Annotated in this window: 11 protein-coding genes; 2 read left to right on the top strand and 9 right to left on the bottom strand. The window is 72.6% G+C overall.

All coding sequences use genetic code 11. From position 1 onward, the window contains the following. Positions 1 to 7: 7 nt before the first annotated feature. Genes DMH12_RS34265 through DMH12_RS34245 form a run of 5 tightly spaced genes read right to left on the bottom strand, consistent with a single transcriptional unit; the run spans position 8 to position 2913 of the window. Positions 8 to 820: an ABC transporter ATP-binding protein gene (locus DMH12_RS34265; protein WP_125495240.1), complete on the bottom strand. Its 813-nt coding sequence runs from the start codon at positions 818 to 820 to the stop codon at positions 8 to 10. A gap of 32 nt (positions 821 to 852) precedes the next feature. Then, a complete protein-coding gene (locus DMH12_RS34260; RefSeq protein WP_125495239.1) occupies positions 853 to 1650 on the bottom strand; it encodes a class I SAM-dependent methyltransferase in 798 nt (265 codons plus the stop codon). Between the two features lie 24 nt (positions 1651 to 1674). Then, positions 1675 to 2187 (bottom strand): EamA/RhaT family transporter, encoded by a 513-nt coding sequence (locus tag DMH12_RS34255; RefSeq protein ID WP_125495238.1) that lies wholly within the window; start codon positions 2185 to 2187, stop codon positions 1675 to 1677. Between the two features lie 43 nt (positions 2188 to 2230). After that, positions 2231 to 2536 carry an SH3 domain-containing protein gene (locus tag DMH12_RS34250; RefSeq protein WP_125495237.1) on the bottom strand — a complete coding sequence of 102 codons (306 nt, stop codon included), beginning with the start codon at positions 2534 to 2536 and terminating at the stop codon, positions 2231 to 2233. A 47-nt stretch (positions 2537 to 2583) separates the two neighbouring features. After that, a complete protein-coding gene (locus DMH12_RS34245; RefSeq protein WP_125495236.1) occupies positions 2584 to 2913 on the bottom strand; it encodes an SH3 domain-containing protein in 330 nt (109 codons plus the stop codon). Positions 2914 to 3088: 175 nt separating this feature from the next. Here DMH12_RS34245 and DMH12_RS34240 point away from each other — a divergent pair, with 175 nt between their 5' ends. Continuing rightward, positions 3089 to 5179, top strand: coding sequence for a serine/threonine-protein kinase (locus DMH12_RS34240; protein WP_125495235.1), 2091 nt, complete (start codon positions 3089 to 3091; stop codon positions 5177 to 5179). Between the two features lie 18 nt (positions 5180 to 5197). Here DMH12_RS34240 and ilvD read toward each other — a convergent pair whose 3' ends face one another. The 4 genes from ilvD to DMH12_RS34220 form a co-directional block, all read right to left on the bottom strand. Next, complete coding sequence (gene ilvD / locus DMH12_RS34235) at positions 5198 to 7051, bottom strand: dihydroxy-acid dehydratase (protein WP_125495234.1); 1854 nt, start codon at positions 7049 to 7051, stop codon at positions 5198 to 5200. A gap of 122 nt (positions 7052 to 7173) precedes the next feature. Beyond that, positions 7174 to 7785, bottom strand: a complete 612-nt coding sequence (locus DMH12_RS34230) for a TetR family transcriptional regulator (protein WP_125495233.1) — start codon at positions 7783 to 7785, stop codon at positions 7174 to 7176. Further along, positions 7782 to 8627, bottom strand: coding sequence for a sugar phosphate isomerase/epimerase (locus DMH12_RS34225; protein ID WP_125495232.1), 846 nt, complete (start codon positions 8625 to 8627; stop codon positions 7782 to 7784). Before DMH12_RS34225 ends, DMH12_RS34230 begins: the two co-directional genes overlap by 4 nt. A 129-nt stretch (positions 8628 to 8756) precedes the next feature. Next, a complete protein-coding gene (locus DMH12_RS34220) occupies positions 8757 to 9689 on the bottom strand; it encodes a Ppx/GppA phosphatase family protein (protein WP_125495231.1) in 933 nt (310 codons plus the stop codon). Positions 9690 to 9760: 71 nt separating this feature from the next. On the opposite strand from DMH12_RS34220, the gene DMH12_RS34215 reads away from it, so the two are divergent. Then, positions 9761 to 10573, top strand: a complete 813-nt coding sequence (locus DMH12_RS34215; RefSeq protein ID WP_125495230.1) for a hypothetical protein — start codon at positions 9761 to 9763, stop codon at positions 10571 to 10573. Positions 10574 to 10728 lie beyond the last annotated feature (155 nt).

Below are 10728 nucleotides of genomic sequence, written 5' to 3'. Positions count from 1 at the left end.
GAGGTGGTCATGGGGTGGTCTCCTTCGTGCGGGCGGCCGTCGTGGCCTCGTCGACCAGGTGCAGGAAGGCTTCCTCGACGGTCTCGGCGCCGGTGCGGGTGCGCAGGGCGTCGGGGGTCTCGTCGGCGAGGATGCGGCCCTCGCGCATGAGGAGGAGGCGGTGGCAGCGCTCGGCCTCGTCCATCACGTGGGAGGAGACGAGGAGGGTGGTGCCGCGGTCGGCGGCGAGGGAGCGGAAGAGGGCCCACAGGTCGCGGCGGAGGACGGGGTCGAGGCCGACCGTCGGTTCGTCGAGGACCAGGAGTTCGGGGGCGCCGAGCAGGGCGACGGCGAGGGAGACGCGGCTGCGCTGGCCGCCGGAGAGGTTGCCGGCGAGGGCGTCGGCGTGGGTGGTGAGGTCGACCTCGGCGACGACGCGGGTGACGTCGTCGCGGCGTCGGTCGGCCAGGGCGCGGCCGGGCGCGAGGATCGCGGCGAAGTAGTCGAGGTTCTGGCGGACGGTCAGGTCGTCGAAGACGGACGGGGCCTGGGTGACGTAGCCGATACGGGTGCGCAGGGCGGGGTGGCCGGCCGGGCGGCCCAGGACGTCGAGGGTGCCGGTGGCCTTGGCCTGGGTGCCGGCGATGGCGCGCATGAGGGTCGACTTGCCGCAGCCGGAGGGGCCGAGGAGGCCGGTGATGCGGCCGCGCGGGACGGTGAAGCCGAGGGCGCGCAGGACGGTGCGGGGGCCGCGGACGACGGTGAGGTCCTCGGCGCGGACGGCGGGCGGGGCGGGGGCGCCGCCTTCCGTTCCGGGTGGCCGGGAGGCGTAATTCATCATGTGATGAATACTCCTCCCGGTCACCCGTGCCGTCAAGCCTCCGGGGTCTTCGCGAGGAGGAGCAGGACGTCGTAGGTCTCCTCGACGGTTCCGTCCGGGAAGGCGGCCAGGAGGTGGCGGCGTTCCTCGGCGAGGAAGGCCGCGCTGTGTGCCGCGCCGTGGGTGAGGAAGAACGAGTGGCTGCCGAGGTTGGCCAGGTGGGTGTCGAGGGGGACGCGGCGGCTCCAGCGGATCTCGCGGCGGGCGAAGCCGAGGCTGCCGGTGGGGTCGGCGGCACGGGCGTCGACGTTGCGTCTCTCGGCGGAGACGTCGATGTCGAAGTGGCTCTCGATGCGTCGGGCGGCGGCCCTGATCCACGGGACGTCGAGGGCGTCCGTGTTCCACCAGAGCGCCAGCGCGCCGCCCGGACGCAGCACGCGCAGCGCCTCGGGGACCGCCAGGACGGGGTCGGTCCAGTGCCAGGCCTGGGCGTAGGTGAGGAAGTCGGCGTGGTGGCCGGCGAGGGGCAGGGCGTTGCCGTTGCCCCGGACGATCGGCACGTCGGGGAGGGTGCGGCGGAACTCGGCGGCCATGCCGGCGCCGGGCTCCACGGCGGTCACGTCGGCGCCGCGCGCGTGCAGGAGGGCGGTGGCGATGCCCGTACCGGCGCCGACGTCCACGACGCGGGAGCCCTTCAGGGGGCGGCCGGCCAGCTCCTCCAGGGCGTCGAGGAGGGCGGGCGGGTACGAGGGGCGGTTCGCGGCGTACTGGGCCGCGGCGGCGTTGAAGGAGTGGGCGCGGACGCCGCGGTCGGACGGGGTGGCTTCCCCGGAGGGCACGGGTGTCGTCATACGGCCATGGTGGCCGCGCTCCCGCTACCGGCGGCGCCGCTTCTTCGGATTGCCCGAGCGGCGGGTGGTGCGCCTCTCGTACTCCGTGCGGGCCTTCTCGTACTCCTCGCGGTGCAGTTTCTCGCCCGGGGCCTCGGCGAGGGTGCGGAAGAAGTAGGCGAGGAGGGAGCCGACGAAGCCGATGGCCAGCAGGCCGCGCATCTGGGCCTGGCGGTCGGGGTCGGGACGGCCGGTGAAGCCGGACCAGGTGTGGCGGAAGGCCAGGGCGCTGCAGATCGCGAACATCACGACCATCAGCAGCGAGACGAAGCTGCCGATGTCGGCGATCCGGAGGCCGTCGTAGGCGACGCGGAGCACGAAGCACGCGGCGGCCGCCGCGGCGAGGGAGCCCACGGCGAGGCCCGCCCGCCGGGCGCCGTAGCCGCCGTCGTGGTTCACCCAGGTCGTGCCGTAGAACCGGAGGGGTTCGGGGCGGGGGCCGGGCGTGGAGCCCGCGGGGGTCTCCGGGATGCCGTTCTTGCCGTTCTCTGCGCTCACGGGTCGATTATGGCGCCGGGGGTGCCGCGGGCTCCGGGTGGGATCAGCAGCGCGCGGCGACGTACCCGTCGCTGCCGGTGCGCACGTAGGTGTCGGAGACGTACTGACCGCTGCCGATGCTGTCCCAGATGTTCGAGGTTCCGTACGGGCCCGAGACCCGGGTGCCCGGGGTCTGGCAGCCGATCGAGACGCTGGCGCCCTCGGGCAGGGTGCGCACGATCGTGTAGCCGGTGCCGGGGCCGCTGCGGACGTTCACTTGATAGCCCGGCGCGATCGGGTAGGAGGCCGCCTCGGCGGCGTGCTGGTGAACATCAGGAAGGCTCCGGCGGCGCCGACGACCAGCATGGATCTACGACGGAGACGTGACACGAAGGGCCCCTCGCTCTGTGGTGGTGGTCATGAGCAGCGCGGGGCGACGTACCCGTCGCTGCCGGTGCGCACATAGGTGTCGGAGACGTACTGACCGCTGCCGATGCTGTCCCAGATGTTCGAGGTTCCGTACGGCCCCGAGACCCGCGTCCCCGGCATCTGGCAGTTGATCGCGACCTTGGCGCCCTCCGGCAGCACACGCACGATCGCGTAGCCGGTGCCGGGGCCGCCGCGGACGTTGAGGCGGTAGCCCGGGGCGACGGAGTAGTAGCGAAGGCCCGCAGCCGCCGTGGCGGCAACGCTCGCGCCTTCCTTCTCGTCCCCGTCACCGATGTTCGAGAGCTGGTCGACAGACATGAAACCCCCCGCTGGCCCCACGCGTTGCGTGGGCCCTCTGATTCCCCTGGAACAAGCCACGGAACGGCAGTTCGCAACTCGCACAGGGAGGCTAGCAAGCCGCCTCGGCCCCGTACGAACCATCGGCTAGGCTCCGAGCGTCGCTCGCGCGAACGATCAGCACGGGGGTGGTTCCATGGCGCCGCGGCGGAACGCCGGAGCGGACACGGAAGCGGAACTTCCGGAATATGCGGGCCACTACCGGCTGGAGTCGACCCTCGGCTCCGGTGGCATGGGCGTCGTCCACCTGGCTCGCGGCACCTCCGGGATGCGGGTCGCGGTGAAGGTCGTACACGCCTCGTATGCCAAGGATCCCGAGTTCAGGGGGCGTTTCCGGCAGGAGGTGGCGGCGGCCCGGCGGGTCAGCGGAGCCTTCACCGCGCCGGTCGTGGACGCCGATCCGGAGGCCGGGCGGCCCTGGATGGCCACGCTCTACATCCCCGGGCCCACGCTCTCCGAGCAGGTGAAGCGGAACGGGCCGATGGACGAGGCCCAGTTGCGGCGGCTGATGGCCGGGCTCGCCGAGGCGCTGCGGGACATCCACCGTGTCGGCGTCGTGCACCGGGACCTGAAACCGAGCAACGTGCTGCTCGCCGAGGACGGCCCGAAGGTCATCGACTTCGGCATTTCCCGGCCGAAGGACAGCGAACTGCGCACCGAGACCGGCAAGTTGATCGGGACGCCGCCGTTCATGGCGCCCGAGCAGTTCCGGCGGCCCCGGGACGTGGGGCCCGCGGCCGACGTGTTCGCCCTCGGGTCGCTGATGGTGCACGCGGCGACCGGCCGGGGGCCCTTCGACTCCGACAGTCCGTACGTCGTCGCCTATCAGGTCGTGCACGACGAGCCCGACCTGACCGGCGTACCGGAGACGCTGGCGCCGCTGGTGCTGCGGTGTCTCGCCAAGGAGCCCGGGGACCGGCCCACGCCGGACGAGTTGATGAGGGAGCTGCGGTCGGTCGCCGCCGACTACGACACACAGGTGTTCATACCGTCGCAGCGGACGCCGGGACCGGACACGCCGCTGCCTTCGGAGAAGACGTCCGGCCGGCGGCCGTCGAGGCGCCCGGGCAAGCGGTCGGTACTCGGCGCCGGGGCGTTGTGCCTGGCCGTGCTCGGCACGCTCGTAGCGGTCCACCTGTCCGACGGCTCGGACGCACCGCCGGCGGGCGCCGTCGCCCAGGCCGCCACGGAGCGGTTCACCCCGTGGCGGACGAGACCCGTCGGGGAAGCCGGTGCGCCGCACTGCTCGTACGGGGCGGCCAAGCTGCTGTGCGCGCGGGCCGGCCTGGTCTTCGCCCTCGATCCGTCCGACGGCAGCCTGGTGTGGCGGCACGCCGTCGCGCCTACGGTGCGCAGCGGTCCACCCGTCCTGTCGGGCGGCCTCGTCCAGCCCGCCCTGGCGACGAGCCGTGGCCTGGAGGCGCTCGACCCCGACTCCGGCCGGCCGAGCTGGGCCCACGACGAAGCGGAGTACCGCGGTCTGCGGCACGTGGGCGGCATGGTCCTGCTCACCGGTGCCGACGGGAAGGTCACCGGCGTGGACAACGCGTCGGGCGCCACCAAGTGGTCCCGGCGGATACCGGGTCTGGCGACACCGTCCTTCACCTCGTTCGCCGAGGAGCCCCTGGCGTACGCGACCACCGTGGCGGAGGACGGGGCCACCACCCGGGTCACCGCGGTCGACCCGCGGACGGGCGACGTCCGGTGGGACGCGGACCTCGACGGTGTACTGCAGCTCTTCGGCGCCGCGGACGGGTCGGTCTACTTCCTCTCCGTCGACGCGGTCTACGGGGAGACGCAGGCCGTGCTCCGGTACACCCCTGGCAGCGGATCCACCCGCCGGGTTCCGCTGCCCGTACCGGTCCCCCAAGCTCATGGCAGCGTGCGGGGAGACTCCGTGTACCTGATGGGTGCCGGCGGTTCGCTCCGCGCCCTCGACCTGGCCGGGCGGCGGCAGATGTGGAGCCTGGAGACGGGCATGAGCCGGGGCTCGACGCCCGTCACCGATGGCCGGCACGTCTACGTCACCGCACCGGACGGCCGACTCCTCGCCGTCGACGCCGTCGCGGGCCGGTTGCTCGGCCAGACTCCGCCCCGCCTGGGTGCCGACTCCGACCGGGTCCCGGCCTCGCTGCCCGAGCCCGTGATCGCGGGCGGCCACGTCTACGCCACCGCGCCCGACGGGACCGTGTTCGGCGTGGACGGGCGGGACCCCGCCGCCTGGTGAGCGGGGCCCCGGGCGGGGTCAGCCCAGCTTGGACACGTCGCGGACCGCGCCCTTGTCCGCGCTGGTCGCCATCGCGGCGTACGCCCTGAGGGCCGCGGAGACCTTGCGGTCGCGCTTCTTCGGGGCGTACACGCCGTTCAGGGCCTGGTCGCGGCGGGCCAGTTCGGCGTCGTCCACGAGCAGCTCGATGGAGCGGTTCGGGATGTCGATGCGGACGCGGTCGCCGTCCTCGACGAGGGCGATCGTGCCGCCGGCCGCCGCCTCCGGGGAGGCGTGGCCGATGGACAGGCCCGAGGTGCCGCCGGAGAAGCGGCCGTCGGTGACCAGGGCGCATGCCTTGCCGAGGCCGCGGCCCTTCAGGTACGAGGTCGGATAGAGCATCTCCTGCATGCCGGGGCCGCCCTTGGGGCCCTCGTAGCGGATGACGACGACGTCGCCCTCCTTGACCTGCTGGGTGAGGATCTTCTCGACGGCCTCCTCCTGCGACTCGCAGACCACCGCCGGCCCCTCGAAGGTCCAGATCGACTCGTCGACGCCCGCCGTCTTCACCACGCAGCCGTCCACGGCGAGGTTGCCGCGCAGCACCGCCAGGCCGCCGTCCTTGGAGTAGGCGTGCTCGACGGAGCGGATGCAGCCGCCCTCGGCGTCCTCGTCCAGGGAGTCCCAGCGCTCGGACTGGGAGAAGGCCTCGGCGGAGCGCTTGCAGCCGGGGGCCGCGTGCCACAGTTCCACGGCCTCCTGCGAGGGGGAGCCGCCGCGCACGTCCCAGGTCTTCAGCCAGTCGGCCAGGGAGGGGCTGTGCACGGAGTGGACGTCCTCGTTGAGCAGGCCGCCGCGGTGCAGCTCGCCGAGGAGGGCGGGGATGCCGCCCGCGCGGTGCACGTCCTCCATGTAGTACGTGCGGTCCTTGGCGACGTTGGGCGCGACCTTGGCCAGGCAGGGGACGCTGCGCGAGAGGGCGTCCATCTCGGCGAGGCCGTAGGAGACCTCCGCCTCCTGGGCGGCGGCCAGCAGGTGCAGGATCGTGTTGGTGGAGCCGCCCATCGCGATGTCCAGCGCCATGGCGTTCCCGAAGGCCGCGGGGGTGGCGATGTTGCGGGGCAGGACCGAGTCGTCGTCCTGCTCGTAGTAGCGGCGGGTCAGGTCGAGGACCGTGCGGGCGGCGTTCTCGTAGAGCGCCTTGCGGGCGGTGTGGGTGGCCAGGACCGAGCCGTTGCCGGGGAGGGAGAGGCCGATGGCCTCGGTCAGGCAGTTCATCGAGTTGGCGGTGAACATGCCGGAGCAGGAGCCGCAGGTCGGGCAGGCGTTCTCCTCGATCCGGAGGATGTCCTCGTCGGAGATCTTGTCGTTGACCGCCTCCGACATCGCGTCGACCAGGTCCAGCGTGCGGACCGTGCCGTCGACCAGGGTGGCGCGGCCGGACTCCATCGGGCCGCCGGAGACGAAGACCGTCGGGATGTTCAGGCGCAGCGCCGCGTTGAGCATGCCCGGGGTGATCTTGTCGCAGTTGGAGATGCAGATCAGGGCGTCGGCGCAGTGGGCCTCGACCATGTACTCCACGCTGTCCGCGATCAGGTCGCGGGAGGGGAGGGAGTAGAGCATGCCGCCGTGGCCCATGGCGATGCCGTCGTCCACGGCGATCGTGTTGAACTCGCGCGGGATGCCGCCGGCCGCGACGACCGCCTCGCTGACGATGCGGCCGACCGGGGCGAGGTGCGTGTGGCCCGGCACGAACTCCGTGAAGCTGTTGGCGACGGCGATGATCGGCTTCCGCCCGATGTCCGCGCCGGGTACACCGGAGGCACGCATAAGGGCGCGGGCGCCCGCCATGTTGCGGCCGTGGGTGACTGTGCGGGACCTCAGTTCGGGCATCGTCGCTCGCTCCTTCGGAGAGTTATGACTGCCGTCGAGCGTACGCCCGTCATCCAGGGGTCGGGACAGGGTGTCCGGAATGCGGGACGCTCGTCTCGCGCGCGGAGTGCCGGGCAGGGGGTTCAGGGGCCCGTGAGGTGGCCCTGTACGACCGGGGCGAGCCGCGCGACGATCTGCTCCGGGTCGGCGGAGGCCAGCGGCTCCACCCTGATCACGTACCGGAGCATCGCGCAGCCGACCAGCTGCGCCGCCGCCAGTTCGACGCGGAGTTCCGCGTCCGGGGCGTCCAGGCGGGCGGCGACCCGCTGCATCACCTGCGTGGCGATCAGCCGGCGGAAGACGGCGGCGGCGGTGTCGTTGTTCACCGCGGAGCGGACGATGGCCAGCACCGGCTTGCGGGTCGTGGGGTTCTCCCAGACGCCGATGATGAAGCGGGTGAGCTGCTCGCCCACCCTGTCGAGGGGGGCGTCACCGATCGCGGCCGGCGCCTCCAGGGCGGGCGCGAAGGCGACCTCGATCGCCGCCTCGAAGATCTGCTCCTTGGTCCCGAAGTAGTGGTGGACGAGGGCCGCGTCCACCCCGGCCGCCTTGGCGATGCCCCTGACGGACGTCTTCTCGTAGCCGTGCTCCGAGAACTCCTCGCGGGCCGTGGTGAGGATGCGGTCGCGGGTGCCGGCGGACTCCGTGCGCGGCGGGCGGCCGCGTCGGCGGGTGGTCCCGCCGGTCCCGCTCACCGGCGGTGCGCCTTCGTCGCGGAGGCCGGCGAGGCCGACGCCAGGTGCAGGCGGGCGAAGGCCAGGGCCTCGGCGAGGTCGGCCTCGCGTTCGGCGCCTGACATCGCGCGCCGGGTGTTGACCTCGATGACGACATGGCCGTCGAAGCCGGTGTCCGCGAGCCCTTCCAGCAGCTCGGCGCAGGGCTGGTCGCCCCGGCCGGGGACCAGGTGCTCGTCCTTGGCGGAGCCCCTCCCGTCGGCGAGGTGGACGTGGCCCAGGCGGTCGCCCATGCGGTCGACCATGTCGAGGGCGTCGGTGCGGGAGGTCGAGGCGTGGCTGAGGTCGATCGTGAAGTGGCGGTAGTCGTCCTTCGTCACGTCCCAGTCGGGGGCGTACGCCTGCATCTCGCGGTCGCGGTAGCGCCAGGGGTACATGTTCTCGACGGCGAAGCGGACGTCCGTCTCGTCCGCCATCCGCCAGATGCCGTTGACGAAGTCCCGCGCGTACTGGCGCTGCCAGCGGAACGGCGGGTGGACCACCACGGTGCTCGCGCCGAGCCGCTCGGCGGCCGCGCGGGCGCGCTGGAGCTTGACCCACGGGTCGGTGGACCAGACGCGCTGGGTGATGAGCAGGCACGGCGCGTGCACGGCCAGTATCGGCATGCGGTGGTAGTCGCTGAGCCTGCGCAGCGCGTCGATGTCCTGGCTGACCGGATCCGTCCAGACCATCACCTCGACGCCGTCGTAGCCGAGGCGTGCGGCGATCTCGAAGGCCGTCGCCGTCGACTCCGGGTAGACGGATGCCGTCGACAGGGCGACCTTCGCGTCCGGGATTCGGACTGCGTCCCTGGGTTCTGCCACGGGGGTCAGGTTACGGGGTGTGGGTTGGGGGTTGTTGTCCGCCCAATCGCCGTTGTGGTGATTGCCATAGGGCGGGTGCGGGAGCGTTTGTGCTTACTCGCGCCGTTCCCCGCGCCCCATTCGAGCGCGCTACACCTGGCCCATGTGGTCCAGTCTGCGGAGGATTACGCCCTCCCGCAGGGCCCACGGGCAGATTTCCAGGTTCTCCACGCGGAAGAGGTCCATCGCCGCCTCGGCGACCAGGGCGCCGGCCAGGAGCTGGTTCGCGCGGCCCTCGGAGACGCCGGGGAGTTCGGCGCGCTCGGCGGCGGTCATGGCGGCCAGGCGGGGGACCCATGCCTCCAGGGAGGCGCGTTTCAGCTCGCGCTGGACGTAGAGGCCCTCGGCGGAGCGGGCGGCGCCGGCGATGCGGGCCAGCTGCCGGAAGGTCTTGGAGGTGGCGACCACGTGGTCGGGCGTGCCGGAGCGGCTGAACTCGCCGACCGTCCGGGCGATCTCCGTACGGACGTGCCGGCGCAGCGCCCTGACGGCGTCCGGCTCGGGCGGGTCGCCGGGCAGCCAGCCGGCCGTGAGGCGGCCCGCGCCCAGCGGCAGCGACGCGGCCGTGTCCGGCTCCTCGTCCATGCCGTAGGCGACCTCCAGGGAGCCGCCGCCGATGTCCAGGACCAGCAGCTTGCCCGCGGACCAGCCGAACCAGCGGCGGACGGCGAGGAAGGTGAGCCGCGCCTCCTCCGCGCCGCTGAGCACCGTCAGCTCGACGCCGGTCTCTTCCCGCACCCGGGCGAGGACGTCGTCGGCGTTGGTCGCCTCGCGCACGGCGGAGGTGGCGAACGGGAGGATCTCCTCGACGCCCTTGTCCTCGGCCGCCTGAAGCGCGTCGAGGACGACCGCGACCAGCTTGTCGACGCCTTCGGGGCCGATGGCACCGTCCTCGTCGAGGAGCTGGGCGAGGCGGAGATCCACCTTGTGCGAGTGGGCGGGCAGGGGGCGGGCGCCGGGGTGCGCGTCCACCACCAGCAGGTGCACCGTGTTCGAACCCACGTCGAGGACACCGAGTCTCATGTACGGAACGCTACTGCCAGCGGGGCGGGCGGCGGTGCCGTCATCCGCCTCCGGCGTCTTACCCTGGAGCCGTGCCAAAGACGAAAAAGGCGAAGGCTGAGAAGTCGGCCAAGAAGGACAAGAGGCGCGTAATGGGCGACGAGAAGGGCCTTGACTTCGCCCGGGCGTGGGTGGAGTTCCCCGATCCGGCGGACGACGAGCAGGTCTTCCGGTGCGACCTGACATGGCTGACCTCCCGCTGGAACTGCATCTTCGGCAGCGGCTGCCAGGGCATCCAGGCGGGCCGCGCGGACGACGGGTGCTGCTCGCTGGGCGCGCACTTCTCCGACGAGGACGACGAGCGGCGGGTCGCCGAGCACGTGGCGCGGCTCACGCCGGACATCTGGCAGCACCACGCCGAGGGCACGCGGGACGGCTGGATCTCCGAGGACGACGAGGGCTCCCGGCAGACCCGCCCCTTCCAGGGCTCGTGCATCTTCCAGAACCGGCCGGGTTTCGCCGGGGGCGCGGGCTGCTCGCTGCACATCCTGGCCCTGAAGGAGGGCCGGGAGCCGCTGGAGACCAAGCCGGACGTGTGCTGGCAGCTGCCGGTGCGGCGGACGTACGAGTGGATCGACCGGCCCGACGACACGCGAGTGCTCCAGGTGTCGATCGGTGAGTACGACCGGCGCGGCTGGGGCCCCGGCGGGCACGACCTGCACTGGTGGTGCACCTCGGCGACCTCGGCGCACGGCGCGGGCGACCCGGTGTACGTCTCGTACCGGCCCGAGCTGGTCGAGCTGATGGGCAAGGCGGGGTACGACCGGCTGGTCGAGCTGTGCGAGGAGCGGCTGGCCTCGCAGTTGCCGCTGGTGGCGCCGCATCCGGCGGATCCCGCTCGCTGAGTACCGCGTACGCCGCGCCTTTCCGGTCCTAGTCTTCTGAGTCAGGAATTCTGTTCAGATGTGTAGGGTTGCCTGATGGCGCGTACTGGGCGGCCGAAGGCCGAGCTGATCCTGTCGGATGAGGAGCGGGCTGCGCTGGAGGGGTGGGTGCGGCG

Source organism: Streptomyces sp. WAC 04229 (genome assembly GCF_003947455.1).
Lineage (GTDB): Bacteria > Actinomycetota > Actinomycetes > Streptomycetales > Streptomycetaceae > Streptomyces.
Note: the sequence above shows the minus strand (reverse complement) of the source record. Positions and strands in the feature narration are given on the sequence as shown.

Coding starts and splice junctions, on each gene's coding strand:
- DMH12_RS34265 (WP_125495240.1), bottom strand. CDS start 820: ATGATGAATTACGCCTCCCGGCCACCCGGAACGGAAGGCGGCGCCCCC.
- DMH12_RS34245 (WP_125495236.1), bottom strand. CDS start 2,913: ATGTCTGTCGACCAGCTCTCGAACATCGGTGACGGGGACGAGAAGGAA.
- ilvD (WP_125495234.1), bottom strand. CDS start 7,051: ATGCCCGAACTGAGGTCCCGCACAGTCACCCACGGCCGCAACATGGCG.
- DMH12_RS34220 (WP_125495231.1), bottom strand. CDS start 9,689: ATGAGACTCGGTGTCCTCGACGTGGGTTCGAACACGGTGCACCTGCTG.
- DMH12_RS34260 (WP_125495239.1), bottom strand. CDS start 1,650: ATGACGACACCCGTGCCCTCCGGGGAAGCCACCCCGTCCGACCGCGGC.
- DMH12_RS34240 (WP_125495235.1), top strand. CDS start 3,089: ATGGCGCCGCGGCGGAACGCCGGAGCGGACACGGAAGCGGAACTTCCG.